Origin of the sequence: Flavobacterium sp. UBA4854 (genome assembly GCF_002399805.1) — a bacterium.
Classification (GTDB): domain Bacteria; phylum Bacteroidota; class Bacteroidia; order Flavobacteriales; family Flavobacteriaceae; genus Flavobacterium; species Flavobacterium ginsengisoli.
The window spans coordinates 39,768-57,458 of sequence record NZ_DHEI01000153.1 but is presented as its reverse complement, the minus strand read 5'-3'; the positions used below and the strand labels follow the sequence as shown (position 1 = coordinate 57,458).

The following is a 17,691-nucleotide window of genomic DNA, read 5'->3' as shown; positions in this document are numbered from 1 at the left end:
CCATTATTGTACTATTCAGTCTCAGTCACAGTTTTCAGTGAGAATCTTGAGTTTATTTTTACTAAATGAAATTATTGCACGAAAAAACGCAAAATCACAAAGCATTTTAAAACTTAGCGACCTTGCGTCTTTGCGAGATTTTATGTGGTATTGTTAGACTTGCTTAAATCAAAAGCAATGCGATATTACTTTTTGAAAGTAACCGTACTTCCAGAAGCTGTAACTTCTATAGAAACGGTATTTCCCATAATTAAAGCTCTGTTGTCTCTAATATGCCCTGCTGGGAAATTAAAAATTACTGGAATATTGTATTTTTTGGTTACATCATCAATAATTTCTAAAGCATTTTTTCCCCAAGGCACTTCATTGTCTTTCATGCTTGTCATTCCGCCAATGATAATTCCTTTTAGATTTTCGATACATCCGTTACGTCTTAGATTCATCATCATACGGTCGATATGATACAGATATTCATCTAAATCTTCGATAAATAAAATTTTATCCTTGCAATCAATTGCCGAAGGAGATCCTAATAAACTGTATAAAATAGATAAATTCCCTCCAACTAATTCTCCAGTAGCACTTCCTAAACGATTCATCGGATTTGGACTAATAGAGTAGGAAATAGGTTCGTTAAATAAAGCGGCTTTTAACGAGCTCACAGCATCTGGAGTTGCTCTAGGGACTGTTACTGGCATAATACCATGAATAGATTTATAGCCCATCGTATTCAAATGATTATGAAGAACCGTTACATCACTAAAACCGATAACCCATTTTGGATGCTGTTTGAATTTGGTAAAATCTAGTAAATCTAACATTCTAACAGTGCCATATCCGCCACGAACGCACCAGATCGCTTTAATATTTGGATTGTCCATTTGTTTCTGAAAATCGGCAGCTCTCTGTTCATCTGTTCCAGCCAATTGATGATAATCTAAACCAATTGTTGACCCAATAACGGCTTCTAAACCCCAGCTGTGCAATAAATCTATTGTTGGTTTTAAGTTATCGTCGATGTTTTTTCTTGCTGTTGCCAAAAGTGCCACAGTATCTCCTTTTTGTAAATAAGGCGGTGTTATCATGTTTTGTTGAGATTGACAGTTGAATGATTGTAAAGCAAAAATAAGAAATGCGAGTTTACAAAAGACAAAGTGTCTCTTTATATAGTGAAAGCAGTTTTTATTCATTTTTTTCTTTTGCTTAAAATTATAAAATTAATTTTTAAGGTTTAATAATTTAACCTCCATATTGTTTTTGAAGCTCAGATAAAAGCAACATTAAGCCTTTGTCAGCTTCTTCAGATTGCACATTAGCAAATAATATAAAAGCCTTATTGATGTCTTTGCAAATATACACTTTGGTTAAAAATGTTCCTGGATTTCCGTAATGAAAAGAATATTTTAAACCTGAATTTTCATTTATTTCAGAATACCATCCAAAAGAAAATTCTGGAAAACCGAAATGCATTTTATTAAATTCTTCTTCAGAGAATACTTTTGATTTTCCTAATAAACCTTGTAATTGCATCTGCGTAAATTTGCAAAAATCAGGAAGATTTACATTGATATTTCCTGCTGACGAAAGCCAATTTAATTTATAATTTACAAATGGTTTTTCAGGCTTCAAATTTTCATCATGTCCCCAAGGTTGGTTTATATCAGTAACGTTTGGCTGTCCAAAACCGAAGTTAATGTTTAACTTTTTACCTAATTCTTGTACTAAAGTTTCATAACTTTTTCCAGTTGCTTTTTCGAGCATTAAACCTGCAGCAACAAAACTTGGATTGGAGCCATACCAATCTTGTTTCTCAGTAACAATTTGTTTTTGTTTAAAAAACCAGCTTATAAATTCATAACGCTGTTCTTGGTTGTTTCCTTTTATTTCTTTTTGTGTTGGCGTTTCATTTCCATAAGACCAAGTTGGAATTGGTGCTCTAAATGTCAAGAAATCTTGCAAGGTTACGTTATAGATTTCTGGATTACTTCCTGCTTTTAATTCAGGATATAAATCAAAAAATTTAGTATTCCATTCTATTTTTCCTTCTTTAACTAAAGTCGCCGCGATATAACTTGTGATCGTTTTTGTGATGGATCCTAAACGGAATATATCATTAATTTTTGCTTTATGAGAAGACTTGTAACGTTGAAATCCTAAAGCATCAATTTCAAGAATAGAATCTGAAGAAACAACTGCATAAGCCAATTCTGGAATTTTATATTGTTTTCTGATTTCCTCTGCTTTGGAGCTATTTTTTTGTCCATAAAATGTATTTAAAGAGCTTAAGAAAAAAGTAAAAAACAGTATTTTTTTCATGTTATAAATGATCAGATTTTTTAAGCAAGGTACAAGACTTTTGCAAGAAACAAATGTAATATTTTGAAATTTTATTTAAGTAAAAATCTTACATTTTTTAAGTAGATTTGTCTTTTTAAAATCTTATATATGCCTTTAAAATTTAGATTTTTTCTGCTTTTTCTTTTTGGAACGTCAGTCCTTTTTAGCCAATCCAAAAAGTACAAAATACATACAGTTGCTTTTTACAATTTTGAAAACTTTTATGATACTGTAGATGATGCATTCACAAATGATGATGAATGGACACCAAATGGAGCGCAGCATTGGACAACAGAGAAATACCAGCAGAAACTAAAGAATTTGGCGAGGGTTTTATCTGAAATTGGAACACCAGATAATTCAAATGCGCCAACTTTAATTGGGGGAGCAGAAATAGAAAATAGAGCAGTTTTAGAAGATTTGATAAAAGAGCCAAAATTACAGCCGTTGGATTTAGGAATCATTCATTTTGATTCGCCAGATAAACGTGGCATCGATGTGGCGCTACTTTATCAAAAAAAGTATTTCAGACCAACTTCTTATTCGAATATTCCTTTAATTATTTATAGAAAAGAAATTCCTAAAAAAGAAGAAGAAACAGAAATTTTAGATGGCGAAATAGAGATTAAGAAAGAAAATAAAAATCGAGTTTTTACAAGAGATCAACTTTTGGTTTCGGGATTTTTAGAAGATGAAGAAATACATATTATTGTCAATCACTGGCCATCGAGATCAGGCGGCGAAAAGGCAACTAGTTTATTTCGGGAAGCAGCGGGAAAATTGAACAGGAAAATTATTGATTCTTTGCAAAGGATTAATCCTCAGGCAAAAGTATTAACAATGGGAGATTTTAATGATTCACCATCAAACAAAAGCATAAAATCAGGACTAAGTGCAAAAGGAATAAGAGCTGAAGTTTCGGAATTTGGAGTTTTTAATCCGTTTGAAGAGCTTGCCAATAAAGGTTTAGGAACTATTGCTTATCGTGATTCTTGGAATATTTTTGATCAAATTATTATGACAGCCTCTTTGGTTAAATCGGATTTTTTGACTTTTAATTTTTGGAAATCGGGTATTTTCAGCAGACCTTATCTTATTCAAAATTCGGGGCAATACAAAGGTTATCCGTTGCGGAACACTCTGACGGAAGCTGGCTTTAGTGATCATTTTCCAGTTTATATTTATTTGATAAAAGTATTTAAATAAGTATTCAGTCTCAGTGGCAGTAATCAGTCTCAGCAAAACTGAAAACTGCGATTGAGACTGAATACTTTTCACTACCTTAGCTTTTCATAAATTTCGAATAAAAATGGCTATAGCAAAACCTTTTAACCTGACCCAATGGATTGACGAAAACCGTCATTTACTTAAACCGCCTGTTGGAAATAAAAACCTATATGTAGATTCTGGAGATTATATTGTAATGATTGTTGCTGGACCAAATGCACGAAAAGATTACCATTATAACGAAACAGAAGAACTTTTTTATCAGTTAGAAGGAAGCATTAAGGTTGTCATTCAGGAAGATGGCCAGCGTAAAGAAATGGAATTGAATGCAGGCGATATGTATCTGCATCCTGCAAAAGTGCCACATTCTCCTGTTCGTTCAGAAGGTTCTATCGGACTTGTGATCGAAAGAAAACGCGCTGGACAAGGTTTTACAGATGGTTTGCTTTGGCATTGCGATAACTGCAATCATAAATTGTATGAAGTGTATTTTGAACTTCATAATATAGAGAAAGATTTTCTTCCTCATTTTGAACATTTCTATAATTCAGAAGAATTAAGAACTTGTGATAATTGCGGAACTGTTATGGAAACTGATCCTAGATTTACGGCTAAGAAATAATGTTATTTGATAGAAATAAGAAACCCGACAGATTTCAAAAACCTGTCGGGTTTAATTATGTTTTATATTTAGAAATTAAAATAAATCCTTTTAATCCTTTTATCCCGATAGCTATCGGGAGTGGCAAAATAAACTTATAAACTAAATTTTTTCCCTTGCTCAGGATAAATAACCTTTAGCCCTAAATCATTTTGAACTTTTAACTGTTCTTTAATTTTTGCAATATTCTTTGCTGGAGGTTTTAAATGTGTGATGATAATTTTAAAGTTTTCAAGAGAACCTTTTCCAGCTAAATCCTCTAGAACATGAAGTTCTTTCATTAAATAATTTGGTGTCAAATGACCAAATAAAAATTTATCTGGCTGTTCATTTGGAAAAGAAACTTCAATAAAAATTCCTTTCAATTGTTTGGCCTTAACCAATGGAGCAACTGCAGTCCATAAATCGCGAAGATTATTGCTTTTTTCTACTTCATCTGGTCCTGTATCTCCTAAATATAAGGCATAATCATTTTCATTTTTAATTAAGAAAGCAGTACTTTCAAACGGATTAACATGGCTTAACGAAAATGCTTTAACTGTCATTTTGGTATTCGTCAAAGAAGTTTCTTCTCCCAAATTTAAAGTCTGAAAATGGTATTTTTTTAAAGGAAAGCCTGGCCCTGTGTCTCCAAAATTTGCCCAAGTCTGATCGTTGAAATAATGATTTTCCATCATTTCCATGCATTTATTGGTAGCATAAACTGTTTTAGAAGAATCGGCAGGAGAGTTTATAATCAAACCTGAAACGTGATCTAAATGAGCGTGCGAAATTAAATATCCTTTGATATATTTTCGTAAAACTTCGCTTGTAGAAACTTTAAAAGTTTTCTTTTCAATAGCTTTTTCGATTCCCGCGTTTACGGTTCCAGCGTCAAGACAGATATAATCACTTGTGTTGGCTGGAGCGATTAAATAAGCAGAAAGATTTTTTTCGTCAATACCACCCATTACTCCTAAAGGAACAACAGAAAAAGAACCTTTTTCTTTTTGGGAAAAAGCATTAGATGAAATTAAAATGATGCAAAGAAAAAAGCGATAGAAATTATTCATATTCAAAAAAATTAGAATTGCAAATTTCATCAATAAAGAGAAATAAAGCACTCAATTTTGGAAAAAATCATGTTAATTAACCCTAAATTTACATTTAACTAAAAAGATATAGAATGATTAGAAAGGTGCTATTTGTACTGTTTTTGTTTTTAATAAGCTCAGAAGTATATTGTTGCGATTGCTCAGAAAAATCATCGATAGAAGAAAACTGGGAAAAAGCAAGTCAGGTCTTTATTGGAAAAGTAGTTAAAGTTGATAGTTCTTTATATTCTGAATATGGTCAAAAAATGTACTCCTATACCATTAAAATTTCAAAAATATATAAAGATGAGATTATTAATGGACAAAGTTTTAGAACGATTTTAGGGGTTAGTATGGGATCTTGTGATTATTATTTTGAAAAAGGAAAAGAGTATTTGATTTATACCAAAAAAGATCATAATGCTTTAGGCTGTTCGATATGTTCGAGAACGAATCTATTACAAAATATTCAAAATAATGAATTAAAATTATTAGATGAGTTGTATAGTAAATCAAAAAAAAATAGAGGCGTACAAATAATTAAGTTTCAGAATAATATTGAATATCAAATAGATTTAGTTAAAAAATCATTTGAAGAAAAATTAGAAAGAAAAAATAAAGTGATTTGTATTTTATCAGGTCTGAGTTTTATTCTTTTTGTTGTTCTACTTTTATTGTTTCTTAAAAATAAGCGCGTTTTTAAAAGCAACGATTAGAAATTAATTCTAAAACAATATCTTTACATAAAAATATAACAATTTTAACTAAAAAAGTTACAATGACAACAATAGCATCGCAATTTGGAATGAAGGAAGCTCTTGATAAATTGGGCATCAAGACAATAAACGAAGGAACATCAACAGGAATTAATAATTTTTCTTCTGGAGAAATTCTAGAAAGTTATTCACCAGTTGATGGAAAATTAATTGCTTCGGTAAAAATGTCAACGGCTGCAGATTACGAAAAAGCAATTCAAACCGCAGCAGAAGCTTTTAAAACCTTTAGATTAATTCCTGCTCCACAGCGTGGTGAAATTGTGCGTCAGTTTGGAGAAAAATTGAGACAAAATAAAGAAGCTCTAGGTAAATTGGTTTCTTATGAAATGGGGAAATCATTGCAAGAAGGATATGGTGAAGTTCAGGAAATGATAGATATCTGTGATTTTGCAGTTGGTTTATCACGCCAACTTCACGGATTAACAATGCATTCTGAAAGACCTGGGCATAGAATGTATGAACAATATCATCCGTTAGGAATTGTTGGAATTATTTCGGCATTTAATTTCCCAGTTGCAGTTTGGTCTTGGAACACTGCTTTAGCATGGATTTCTGGTGATGTTTGTGTTTGGAAACCTTCTGAAAAAACACCTCTTTGTGGTATTGCCTGCCAAAATATTATTACTCAGGTTATTAAAGAAAACAATCTTCCAGAAGGAATTTCGTGCTTAATAAATGGAGATTACAAAATAGGAGAATTGTTGACTGCAGATACTCGTATTCCGCTTATTTCGGCAACAGGATCAACTAGAATGGGAAAAATTGTAGCGCAAACTGTTGCAGGAAGATTAGGGAAATCATTGTTAGAATTGGGAGGAAATAACGCCATTATTGTTACTCCCGATGCAGATATTAAAATGACTGTTATTGGTGCAGTTTTCGGAGCTGTAGGAACAGCTGGACAGCGTTGTACTTCTACTAGAAGATTGATTATTCACGAAAGTATTTATGATAAAGTAAAAGATGCCTTGGTTGCAGCTTACAAACAATTAAGAATCGGAAATCCGCTTGACGAAAAGAATCATGTTGGACCACTAATTGATACTCATGCTGTAGAAATGTATGCAGCAGCATTAAATAAAGTAGTAGCCGAAGGTGGAAAAATCCTTGTAGAAGGAGGAGTATTATCTGGTGAAGGTTATGAAAGCGGCTGTTATGTAAAACCTGCAATTGCAGAAGCTAAAAATTCGTTTGAAATTGTACAGCATGAAACTTTTGCTCCAGTTTTATATTTAATTAAATATTCTGGCGAAGTAGAAAATGCGATAGAAATTCAAAATGGAGTTGCACAAGGATTATCTTCTGCAATTATGACGAACAACTTACGTGAAGCGGAAAGATTTTTATCTGCAACAGGTTCTGACTGTGGAATTGCAAACGTAAACATAGGAACTTCTGGTGCTGAAATTGGAGGTGCTTTTGGAGGTGAAAAAGAAACAGGAGGTGGACGCGAATCAGGATCTGATGCGTGGAAAATATATATGAGACGCCAAACAAATACAATCAACTATACGACAAATCTTCCGCTTGCGCAGGGAATTAAATTTGATTTGTAATTCATAATATTTGAAATTAAAAAAGGCTTCCAATTTTGGAAGCCTTTTTAAGTTAAGTTAGTTTTTACTTTTTAATTAGTGTTTGGTTAAATGATCCATCTACAGTATAAATTTTGGCTAGATAAGTGCCAGGAATTAAGCCACTTGTATCAATACTTTGAGAATTTCCAGAATTAATCACTAGATTTCCAGATATATTATAGATAAGTACTTTTTGTACTTTTTGTTCAGGATCTGATAAGTATAAAGTGCTTGAAACAGGATTAGGGTATAAAATTATTTTGGAAGTTTCTATGGTTGTTGTCTCAGAGATCGCAGCCATTTTTAGAGTCGTTCCGCCGTAAACTGTGCTAATATAGAATAAATTAGCAACAGAACCTTTTGTTATGGTATGAGAACCTGCAGCAATTGAAGCTGTTACGATACCTGCAGATGCTGTGTACGAAACATTATCTACTTTAATAGTTCCCGTAAAATTAGAATCAAAAACTAAGGTTAGGGTAGATGCACTCGTTGTGGTATACGTTATTGATGTGCTTGATTCGATTTTAAGACGCTCAGTAAGTGTTAGTCCATTGTAAGTTACAGAACCTGGAGTTGAATTCATATTTCCTGTAATAGAGTAGAATGTACTTGTTTTACCAGATGTAGTAAAATTATGTAATTCAGATCCGCCACCCGAACCTGTAGTGACTGTTATGGTTCCCGATGCAGATACTGGTGTTCCAGCTGTTCCTGAAGTGGTTACCGTATAAGAAACATTTGCAGTTGGAGTTCCAGTAATAGTTATCGTTTTTGCAGTTGTATTTTTTACGAAAGACAACCCAGAAGCAGGTAATCCAGTTACAGATGCATCTGTAGCATTTCCGCCCCAAGTAAATACAATTGAAGCAATAGCAGTTCCAGAAGAAACGGTTTGGCTGTTATTGCCAGATGAAGTTAATGTTTGTGTTCCAGCTGGAGTTACTGTTACAGTTCCAGAACCAGTAGCTGGGGAACCACTAGTTCCAGAAGTTGCAATTGAGTACGAAACTGTTGCAGTTGGCGTACCAGAAATAGTTATTGTTTTAGCTGTAGTATTTTTTACAAAAGTCAATCCAGAAGCAGGCAATCCAGTTACAGTCGCATCAGTTGCATCTCCGCCCCATGTAAATACAATTGAAGAAATTGCTGTTCCGCTTACAACGGTTTGATTGTTGTTTGAAGCAGATGTTAAAGTTAAAGTCTGTGTTCCAGCAGGTGGATTTCCTTCGCCTTGTACAGCAACTAAAGTTCCTGTGTAGTTTGTAAGTGTTGTTTTTAATGCTGTGATGACTAAAGAAGAATTGTCATCTGTAGCATTATTGAATGTCCATTTTAAATCTCCTCCAGAAACACGTCCTGCATATTGCGTTGTTTTTGTTTTCGCTGCAGCTGGAGTATCAATTACTAAATTTTTTACATATAAATTAGCATCTGTATCAAAGTTGTTATAAGTATTTGCACCAGATTTAGATTTTACAGAACTACTTACAACTTCGCCTCTTGTACTTGCTACATAAGCATCAAAATCGGTTGTAGAACTAATTTTTCCAGAGATATTGTATAACGGATTTGGATCATTGTAAGCAACAAAACGCATGTTGTTTGTTCCGTTTGAAGCATCAAATGTATTGTTATAAGCTTTGATGCTTCCTCCAGCTTCGCCAGAGAATGTTCCCATTGTTCCTGCATTATTTACTTGGTTGGTTTCATCCCAAATGTCAGAACCTTGTAGAGAAGTTAGCATTGGATGTTTACTGTTTCTAAAGTAATTTCCTTCAACAAAAAGCGATGAGCCCATAGTTGAGCCCGCTCCATATTTAGCAACTCCATCATAATAGTTGTTGTAAATATGTGCTGAATAATAACGAACGCGTGGATGACGAGAATCTGAGTGGTCAAACCAGTTGTGGTGATAAGTTACATACAAACCAGAAGTCGTTCCTTCGCTTAAACCAAGAAGACTTGCTTTTCCATTATCCCAAAAGTGGTTGTAAGACATTGTAATGTAAGTTGAAGATTTATTATCTAATGCTCCATCGCCTTTTATTTGGTCAGCATCGCTTCCTGCATTTCCATAAAATAAATCACAGTTATGAACCCAAACGTGATCATTGCTTTGCTGCATTCCCACGTTATCGCCTGCAGTACTGTCGCAGTTCATAAATCCAAGATTGTTTACTTCTATATTTGAAGCCGATTTCAATCTAACTCCCCATCCGTTTGCTACAGCGTCATCGCCAATACCTTCGATTGTAACATAGCTTGAAGCGTTGTTGGAGTTTTCAATTACAACATCGCCACCCTCCATAACAGTCATATCTGTAATATTTCCAATTAGACGGATAATAAATGGGCGAGTGTCTTTTCCTTTTTTGATAGCGTAAAGAATATTCTGTAAACCAATACAAGGATTTGCACTTGCACCAGTAATATTCATTGAAATGGTGTTTTTCGTATTTTGGGTAATATACAGAATTACAGCATTGTCTTTAGGCGTTCCGTCTGCTTTGTATCCTCCAGGAACACGCCCGCCTTCAAAAGCAAATCCGTTTCTGTCGTGTGCGGATACAGTTAGATTTCCTGTTGTAGCTCCAGTTCCTTCTATCCCATTTACAACAGGTTTTACTTTTACAGTGTAAGTTCCAGCTTTAAGTCCCGGAATGTCAGCACGGAAATAAGAACCATAACTTCTAATAAGCTGGTCGTCTATTTTCTGATCTGTAAGTCCGTTACCAGTGTAATACACATTGTAAGTCTGGGCACCACTGACTGGTTGCCATTTTACAAAAGCCGATTCTAGCCAGCCAGAAGCTTCATTAATTTGGATAGTTTGGGCCCATAATTGGACTGTCATGAGAAAGACAGTCATGAAAAGTAGGTTTTTTTTCATAATTGTTTGTTTAAGATAGTTAATAATAAGTAAGTGGTTTTACTTTCGACTTCAAGTGGTTTAATTGTAATCGATTACACGAAATTATATATTAATTCTTAATTCTTTATTTTTTTTAGTTAAAAAAATAATATACTTTATTTTTTTAGCTTTTTAAATGTTAAAAATGCAACAAATTGCATGAATTGTAATTTATTACATGTTTTGTTTTCTTGATAAAAGCCGTATTTTTCTAGCTTTTGATTATTTCTATCTTTAGGCAGGAAGAATATAGAATATTTATAATTTTTTTTAATTACAATAAATTACATTTTTATTTTTGTAAGAAATAAATTATTTTCTTATTTCGAATAACAGATTATTCTTAGAAGTTTTAAATTTAATTTTGCGAAAAAGTAATCTATAAGTATAAAAAAAGCCTTTCTGATTTTACTCAAAAAGGCTTTAGATTATTTAAAAGAGACTTATTTAGTCTTTGCTAGAAAGTTTTGATAAAAGTCTCAAGAATTCAATATACAACCAAACTAATGTAATCATCAATCCCATTGCTCCATACCATTCCATAAATTTTGGCATTTTTTCTCTTGCACCTTTTTCAATTAAATCAAAATCTAAGAAAAGGTTAAGAGCAGCTATGATGATAACAAAAACACTAATACCAATACTCATCATAGAATTTCCGTAATGAACAGGTGTCCAGCTTGTAAACATTGATACAACCCAAGAAATTAAATAATAAGTAGCAATAGCCAATGTTGCAGCAACAACAACAGATTTGAATTGTTCTGTAACTTTTACGATTCTAAATTTATATAAACCTAAACAAACCAAGAAAGTAACAAGAGTTGCACCAACTGCATTGATTACGATTCCAGGAAATTTTAATTCAAATATTGCAGAAATACCTCCTATGAATAATCCTTCAAATAATGCATATCCTGGAGCTAGGTAAGGAGATAATTGTGGTTTGAATGAAGAAACTAATACTAAAATGAAACCAACAATTGCACCTCCAATTGTAGGAAGCATTGGGTTTATTCCGTTAAAAGTCATCCACCATGTCACCATAGCAGCTCCGCATAAGATTAGGAATAGGATTGCTGTTTTGTTGATTGTTCCAGACACCGTCATTTCTTGATTGTAATCAATAATCTGAGCGTGGTGTACTTCTGTTCTTGGTTCAGCATTAGACGAAAAACGCTTACTGTTTAAAAATGGATTTTTTGAATTAAAGTTCATAATTTAATACATTTAATTGAACTCAAATATATGGAGATTTTTTGAAGTGCAATTGTCTAGAAGAAATTTTTAACATGAATTTCTGTTCTTAATTTAAGGCATAAAAAAAATCCATTAAAACTGATTTAATGGATTTTTGAGTATTTTAATTAAAGAAATAATTTTATTTCAATAAGTCTAAAACTAATGATGGAAATAAACCTAAAGCAATATTTAAAACAATTGACACCACAGCTGTAGCATAAATAAGGAAAGGTCTTCCTGTTCTTTCTTGATTTGGTTCTTTAGAATACATTGCTATGATTAGTTTGAAATAGTATCCAACACTTATGATAGAGTTAATTACAGCAACAATTACTAAACCAATGTATCCTGCTTGAATAGTTTGGTTGAATAAAAATAACTTAGCAAAGAATCCAGAGAAAATAGGAATTCCGGCCATTGATAATAATGAAGCTGTAAGAACTGCAGCCAATAGCGGATTTGTTTTTCCTAAACCGTGGAAATTTGTAATATCTTCATTGTCATGATCTCTACAAACATATAAAATTACACTAAAAGCAGCTATACCAGCTAATGCATAAGCAGCAGTGTAGTATAATAAAACTCCAGCAGAAGCTGAAACAGTTAATAATGTCATTAACATGAAACCTGCGTGAGAGATTCCAGAGAAAGCAAGCATACGTTTTACGTTTACTTGTCTTAATGCCATAATATTACCAACAGACATAGACGCAATAGAAATAATAACTACGATAACTTCAAATGTATGTAGAAGGTCTTGGTTGTCTAATGAAGCAATTAAGTTCATACCAGAAACCAACTTGAATAAAGTTGCAATTGCGACTACTTTTGCTAAAGTACTCATTAAAGCTGTAGTTAAAGCAGGAGAACCTTCGTAAACGTCTGGAGCCCAGAAGTGAAAAGGAACTGCAGCTACTTTAAATAACATTCCAACAACCATTAAAATCATTCCAATTGGAAACCATATTGGTAACTCTGCAGAAAGTGCACTTTCGTGAATGTCACTAATGTCAAAACTTCCCATTGCACCGTAAATCAAACAGATTCCGAATAAGATAATTCCTGAAGCGAAAGAACCCATTAAGAAATATTTCATACCAGCCTCATTGCTTTTGATATTTAAACGATCGCTTGCAGCAAGTACATATAAAGCAATAGATAAGATTTCAATTCCTAAAAAGAACATTGCTAAATTTCCAAAAGAAACCATTGCTACAGCACCAGCTAGTAAGAAAATTTTAATTGCCACATAATCTGAAATTTTCGTTGGGTGATTGTGGTAAAAATTATGACTTAATGCTACAAGGAATATAGTCAAAACGATAAACAATGATGAAAAAGCTGTAGAAAACTTGCTCACTGCTATCATATTGTTGTAATAACTTTGTTCTGTTCCAAATTCACAGTAATTAAGAGCCAACACACCTATTAAACCCAAAATGGTAATAGGAACAATGGCCTTTCTTAAATTAAGAATTTCAAACAATAGGCAAAAAATACCCAATCCTGTTATAGCTATTAATGTATTCATTTTTATCTTTTTGATTTAGGATTCCAATTTTTAAGTGTCATCCTAATTTATTTTTTGTTTAAAATATTAGTTCTTATTGATAACTTGTAAAATGGTTTCCAAGCTTGGTGTAATCAAATCTGTGATTGGTTTTGGATAGAATCCGAAGAACAATAAAACCGCAATGATTACAACAAATGAAACTCCTTCGTTAAGTGTAACATCAGCAAAAGTTTTTGCATTTGTTTCTCCTAACATTACATGCTGGAACATTCTTAACATATAGTAAGCCCCTAAAATAATAGTAGTTCCACCAAGAATAGCAAACCAGATATTAATTTGAGATAAACTGTATAATACTGTAAACTCTCCAACAAAGTTAAATGTACTTGGTAATGCAACAGAAGCTAATACTAAGATTAAAAACATTGATGTGAATTTTGGAGACTGAGTACGAATACCACCCATTTCTTCAATTTCTCTAGTTTCGTATCTTCTGAAAATTACTTCAGCAGCGAAGAATAATCCCACTACAACAAAGCCGTGAGCGATCATTTGCATTACAGCACCTCTAAAACCATCAAGAGTTAGAGTATAAGATCCTGCAGCGATTAAACCAACGTGAGCAAGAGAAGAATAAGCCAATAATTTCTTTAAATCTTTTTGTCTTAATGCAACGATTGATCCGTAGATAACACCAGCAATTCCTAAACCAATAAAGATATACATGTATTCTTTAGCGGCGATTGGCGCAAGCGGTAATTGCCAACGAAGAACACTGTACAATCCCATTTTTAGCATGATACCAGATAAAAGCATTGTTCCAACGGTTGGTGCTTTTTGGTACACATTTGCCTGCCAAGTGTGGAAAGGAATAATTGGAATTTTGATAGCATAAGCTAAAAAGAAAGCGAAGAAAATCCAGAATTGCTCACAAGCAGATAAGTTTAATTTATATAAATCTTCGATTAAGAAAGAACCTGCTTTTTGGTATAAATAAATAAACGCAGTTAACATGAATAACGAACCAGCAAGCGTGTAAATAAAGAATTTAACCACTGCTTTTCTACGCTCTTCAGCATCTCCGTTACCCCAGATCAAAGCAATAAAGTAGATTGGAATAAGAGCTAATTCCCAGAAAATGTAATATAAAAGACCATCAGAAGCTAAGAAAGTTCCAGTCATAGCAAAAGCCATAAACAAGATTAAAGCATAAAAGCCTTTTGCATTTTTATATTCATTTCCAAAAGACGAAAATATAATAATCGGAGTTAAAGCAGCAGTCAGTAAAACCATTGCAAGCCCAAGTCCGTCAGCGTTTAAAGCGAATGAAATTTTTGGTTGATTAATCCAGCTGTTGATTACGCTGATATTTTCACCTGCGTTATAATTATTCAATAATACAATTGAACATCCTAAAGCGGCTAAACTAAAAAATAAAGCAACTTTCGAAGCTAGTTTGTCACCAGAAAAGTAAGTGGCAAATGCACCAATTAAAAGTATAATTAATATAGTAGAAACGTTCATAGTAATAATATTATTGAGCTAAAAATATATAGGAAACAATTGCACAAAGTCCTAAAACAAATACAAATAGATATAATCCTATACTTCCGGTTTGTAATTTTTTTCCTTGGAAAGCAATCTCGTTTGCTATTTTACCTAATCCAAAAACAAGAGCAGACAATCCTGTCTCGATATAATCTCTAAAGAATTTAGATAAACTATTAACTGGTGCTACAAATACAGCGTCGTAAACTTCGTCTACATAGTATTTGTTGTATAATACTTTACTTAAACCAGTAATGTTTTCATCAGATTCTGGAACATTATCTTGTTTAAAGTATTTAACGTAAGCAATTAAAATTCCTAATAATCCTCCTAAAACTGCAACACCCATTAAAGTGTATTCTGTTGTGCCTAAATGATGTTCTTCGCCTGCCACTTTTGTGAAAAGAGGAGCAAGGTAACCATTTAACCAGCTGTTTCCAGGTAAACTGATTAATCCGCCAAAAGTTGCTAAAATAGCTAAGATGATAAGCGGAATAGTAATTAATGAACCACTTTCGTGTAAATGGTGTTTTTGCTCTTCAGTTCCTCTAAATTCTTTGAAGAAAGTTAAGAACATTAAACGGAACATATAGAAAGCTGTCATAATTGAAGCAACAGATCCAACAACGTATAATGGAATACTGTGGTGGAATGCTGTCAATAAAATTTCGTCTTTAGAAAAGAATCCAGAGAAAAATGGAACTCCTGAGATTGCTAAAGAAGAAATCAACATGGTCCAGAAAGTGATTGGCATTGCTTTACGCAAACCGCCCATATTACGCATATCTTGTTCTCCGTGTAATCCGTGAATTACAGATCCAGAACCTAAGAATAAACAAGCTTTAAAGAAAGCGTGAGTGATTACGTGGAAAACGGCTACTTCATAAGCTCCAAATCCTAATGCTAAAAACATTAAACCTAATTGAGAAACTGTAGAGTAAGCTAATACTTTTTTGATATCGTTTTGAACTAATCCAATTGTAGCCGCAACTAATGAAGTGATTGCTCCAATAATTGCAATTACAGATTGAACATCTGTTGCAAGGTCGAAAACAAAGTTTAATCTTGTTACCATAAAGATACCAGCAGTTACCATTGTAGCCGCGTGGATTAAAGCAGAAACTGGAGTTGGTCCAGCCATCGCATCAGGTAACCAAGTGTATAACGGAATTTGAGCAGATTTACCGCAAGCTCCAATAAACAAGCATAAAGCAGCTAAAGAAAGTAAAGGTAAATTTAAGTTTGAAGCTCCAGCAATTGCAGTTTTTAAAGTTGCATAATCTAATGTTGAAAACATTGATCCAATGATGAACATTCCGATTAATAAACCTAAATCTCCAATTCTGTTCATGATGAAAGCTTTTTTCGCAGCATCATTGTAATCCTGGTTTTTATGCCAGAACCCAATTAATAGGTAAGAACAAAGTCCAACACCTTCCCATCCGATGAAAAGAACTAATAAGTTACTTCCAATTACAAGTGTAATCATGAAGAATACGAATAGATTTAAATAAGCAAAGAATTTATGCATATTTTCATCATCGTGCATGTAGCTGATAGAGTATAAGTGAATCAAAGATCCGATTCCTGTTACAAAAAGTAACCAAAGAACAGATAATTGATCTAATAAAAATCCAAGATTGATTTTTAAGTTGCTAATTTGAATCCAATCAAATAAAGTAACTTCAATTCCTTTTCCAGTTGAAGTTATTTGATTAAAAAGTAAAAGAGAAACTACAAAAGAAATTGCTACGGCAATAGTTCCGATTGCACCAGAAACTGTTTTGCCTAAGCTTTTTCCAAAAAAGACATTTACTAGAAATCCTAGTAAAGGAGTTAAAACTAAAATTAAAGCTAAATTGGTATCCATTTCTGATTATCCTTTTAAATTTTTTAAATTATCGATACTGATTGATCCGATATTTCTAAAGATAGAAACTAAAATGGCCAATCCTACCGCAACTTCGGCTGCAGCAACCGCCATCGAGAAGAACACAAAAACTTGTCCTTGTGCATCTTGATGATAAGTTGAAAAAGCAACAAATAAAAGGTTTACCGCATTCAACATAATTTCGATAGACATGAAAACGATAATAGCATTTCGTCTGTACAATACACCAAAAATTCCAATACAGAAAAGTACAACACTCAAAAAGATGTAGTTTTCAATACCTATTTGATTTAATATATTACCCATTATTTATTTAATTTTTCTTTTTTAGACAATAGAACTGTTCCAATCATAGCAACCAAAAGTAAGATTGAAGCAAATTCGAACGGAACCATATATTCGTTCAATAATATTTTACCTAAAACTTTAATTGATTGGAAATCTTCTCCAGTAGAATCGTATTCACCAACAATTGGTTTCGAGTTGATAAAGATTGTAATTAAAACAATCAATATTAAACAGAAAGAAACAATAGCACCTAAACGTGTAATTCTAGGGCGGTGAACTTCTCGCTGTTCGTTCAGGTTCATCAACATGATGGTAAACAGGAACAGAATCATAATAGCTCCGGAGTAGACTATTATATGTACAACAGCTAAGAACTGAGAATTTAATAGTAAATAATGACCAGCAATAGAAAAGAAACAAATTACCAAATAGATGGCACTATGAATCGGGTTTCTGCTGAAAATAGTCAAGAAAGCAGTAATAACGGTAATAAACGCTAAAAAGCAAAAGATAACTTGAATAGTTGTCGCGTGTGCAAAATCAGGAATATGTATCATTTAGTTAGCGTTTTTAAGTTGAGCGTTTTTCATAGCCATTTCTAAAGGCATTACTAATTTATCTTTCCCGAATATGAAATCCTCTCT

14 protein-coding genes are annotated in these 17,691 nt (G+C 32.9%); 4 read left to right on the top strand and 10 right to left on the bottom strand.

What is annotated here, in order from left to right; all coding sequences use genetic code 11:
• Window positions 1-185: 185 nt before the first annotated feature.
• Window positions 186-1,085, bottom strand: a complete 900-nt coding sequence (locus B3J44_RS22120; protein WP_286971473.1) for a S66 peptidase family protein — start codon at window positions 1,083-1,085, stop codon at window positions 186-188.
• 154 nt (window positions 1,086-1,239) lie between these two features.
• Window positions 1,240-2,316: a serine hydrolase domain-containing protein gene (locus B3J44_RS22115; protein WP_286971472.1), complete on the bottom strand. Its 1,077-nt coding sequence runs from the start codon at window positions 2,314-2,316 to the stop codon at window positions 1,240-1,242.
• A 129-nt stretch (window positions 2,317-2,445) separates the two neighbouring features.
• Between B3J44_RS22115 and B3J44_RS22110 the strand changes: the two genes are divergently transcribed.
• Window positions 2,446-3,543, top strand: coding sequence for an endonuclease/exonuclease/phosphatase family protein (locus B3J44_RS22110; protein ID WP_286971471.1), 1,098 nt, complete (start codon window positions 2,446-2,448; stop codon window positions 3,541-3,543).
• 103 nt (window positions 3,544-3,646) lie between these two features.
• The gene (locus tag B3J44_RS22105) at window positions 3,647-4,186 is read left to right on the top strand and encodes a 3-hydroxyanthranilate 3,4-dioxygenase (RefSeq protein WP_286971470.1); all 540 of its coding nucleotides are present in this window, start codon (window positions 3,647-3,649) and stop codon (window positions 4,184-4,186) included.
• A gap of 134 nt (window positions 4,187-4,320) precedes the next feature.
• On the opposite strand, the gene B3J44_RS22100 is transcribed toward B3J44_RS22105, so the two are convergent.
• Window positions 4,321-5,277 (bottom strand): MBL fold metallo-hydrolase, encoded by a 957-nt coding sequence (locus B3J44_RS22100; protein WP_286971469.1) that lies wholly within the window; start codon window positions 5,275-5,277, stop codon window positions 4,321-4,323.
• A 113-nt stretch (window positions 5,278-5,390) separates the two neighbouring features.
• Here B3J44_RS22100 and B3J44_RS22095 point away from each other — a divergent pair, with 113 nt between their 5' ends.
• Both B3J44_RS22095 and B3J44_RS22090 read left to right on the top strand, forming a co-directional pair.
• Entirely contained in the window at window positions 5,391-6,014 is a 624-nt protein-coding gene (locus B3J44_RS22095) for a hypothetical protein (RefSeq protein WP_286971467.1), read from the top strand.
• 62 nt (window positions 6,015-6,076) lie between these two features.
• Window positions 6,077-7,630 carry an aldehyde dehydrogenase family protein gene (locus B3J44_RS22090; protein ID WP_286971465.1) on the top strand — a complete coding sequence of 518 codons (1,554 nt, stop codon included), beginning with the start codon at window positions 6,077-6,079 and terminating at the stop codon, window positions 7,628-7,630.
• A gap of 64 nt (window positions 7,631-7,694) precedes the next feature.
• Here the strand turns inward: B3J44_RS22090 and B3J44_RS22085 are convergent, their stop codons facing one another.
• The 7 genes from B3J44_RS22085 to B3J44_RS22055 form a co-directional block, all read right to left on the bottom strand.
• On the bottom strand, window positions 7,695-10,544 hold the full coding sequence (locus tag B3J44_RS22085; protein ID WP_286971463.1) for a T9SS type A sorting domain-containing protein: 2,850 nt from the start codon (window positions 10,542-10,544) through the stop codon (window positions 7,695-7,697).
• A 468-nt stretch (window positions 10,545-11,012) separates the two neighbouring features.
• The gene (locus B3J44_RS22080) at window positions 11,013-11,783 is read right to left on the bottom strand and encodes a Bax inhibitor-1/YccA family protein (protein WP_198854885.1); all 771 of its coding nucleotides are present in this window, start codon (window positions 11,781-11,783) and stop codon (window positions 11,013-11,015) included.
• A 163-nt stretch (window positions 11,784-11,946) separates the two neighbouring features.
• The gene (locus tag B3J44_RS22075) at window positions 11,947-13,338 is read right to left on the bottom strand and encodes an NADH-quinone oxidoreductase subunit N (protein ID WP_286971461.1); all 1,392 of its coding nucleotides are present in this window, start codon (window positions 13,336-13,338) and stop codon (window positions 11,947-11,949) included.
• Between the two features lie 66 nt (window positions 13,339-13,404).
• Window positions 13,405-14,844 (bottom strand): complex I subunit 4 family protein, encoded by a 1,440-nt coding sequence (locus B3J44_RS22070; protein WP_286971459.1) that lies wholly within the window; start codon window positions 14,842-14,844, stop codon window positions 13,405-13,407.
• Between the two features lie 10 nt (window positions 14,845-14,854).
• Window positions 14,855-16,738: an NADH-quinone oxidoreductase subunit L gene (gene nuoL, locus B3J44_RS22065; RefSeq protein WP_286971457.1), complete on the bottom strand. Its 1,884-nt coding sequence runs from the start codon at window positions 16,736-16,738 to the stop codon at window positions 14,855-14,857.
• A gap of 6 nt (window positions 16,739-16,744) precedes the next feature.
• Entirely contained in the window at window positions 16,745-17,065 is a 321-nt protein-coding gene (nuoK, locus tag B3J44_RS22060; RefSeq protein ID WP_008466103.1) for an NADH-quinone oxidoreductase subunit NuoK, read from the bottom strand.
• Entirely contained in the window at window positions 17,065-17,604 is a 540-nt protein-coding gene (locus B3J44_RS22055) for an NADH-quinone oxidoreductase subunit J (protein WP_008466105.1), read from the bottom strand. Before B3J44_RS22055 ends, nuoK begins: the two co-directional genes overlap by 1 nt.
• Between the last annotated feature and the right edge of the window lie 87 nt (window positions 17,605-17,691).

What these genes read in the sequence shown, in the direction of transcription:
- B3J44_RS22055 (WP_008466105.1), bottom strand. Translation starts at nt 17,604, where the DNA reads ATGATACATATTCCTGATTTTGCACACGCGACAACTATTCAAGTTATC.
- B3J44_RS22105 (WP_286971470.1), top strand. Translation starts at nt 3,647, where the DNA reads ATGGCTATAGCAAAACCTTTTAACCTGACCCAATGGATTGACGAAAAC.
- B3J44_RS22115 (WP_286971472.1), bottom strand. Translation starts at nt 2,316, where the DNA reads ATGAAAAAAATACTGTTTTTTACTTTTTTCTTAAGCTCTTTAAATACA.
- B3J44_RS22120 (WP_286971473.1), bottom strand. Translation starts at nt 1,085, where the DNA reads ATGATAACACCGCCTTATTTACAAAAAGGAGATACTGTGGCACTTTTG.
- B3J44_RS22070 (WP_286971459.1), bottom strand. Translation starts at nt 14,844, where the DNA reads ATGAACGTTTCTACTATATTAATTATACTTTTAATTGGTGCATTTGCC.
- B3J44_RS22100 (WP_286971469.1), bottom strand. Translation starts at nt 5,277, where the DNA reads ATGAATAATTTCTATCGCTTTTTTCTTTGCATCATTTTAATTTCATCT.
- B3J44_RS22090 (WP_286971465.1), top strand. Translation starts at nt 6,077, where the DNA reads ATGACAACAATAGCATCGCAATTTGGAATGAAGGAAGCTCTTGATAAA.
- B3J44_RS22095 (WP_286971467.1), top strand. Translation starts at nt 5,391, where the DNA reads ATGATTAGAAAGGTGCTATTTGTACTGTTTTTGTTTTTAATAAGCTCA.
- nuoK (WP_008466103.1), bottom strand. Translation starts at nt 17,065, where the DNA reads ATGGGTAATATATTAAATCAAATAGGTATTGAAAACTACATCTTTTTG.
- B3J44_RS22075 (WP_286971461.1), bottom strand. Translation starts at nt 13,338, where the DNA reads ATGAATACATTAATAGCTATAACAGGATTGGGTATTTTTTGCCTATTG.
- B3J44_RS22080 (WP_198854885.1), bottom strand. Translation starts at nt 11,783, where the DNA reads ATGAACTTTAATTCAAAAAATCCATTTTTAAACAGTAAGCGTTTTTCG.
- B3J44_RS22085 (WP_286971463.1), bottom strand. Translation starts at nt 10,544, where the DNA reads ATGAAAAAAAACCTACTTTTCATGACTGTCTTTCTCATGACAGTCCAA.
- B3J44_RS22110 (WP_286971471.1), top strand. Translation starts at nt 2,446, where the DNA reads ATGCCTTTAAAATTTAGATTTTTTCTGCTTTTTCTTTTTGGAACGTCA.
- nuoL (WP_286971457.1), bottom strand. Translation starts at nt 16,738, where the DNA reads ATGGATACCAATTTAGCTTTAATTTTAGTTTTAACTCCTTTACTAGGA.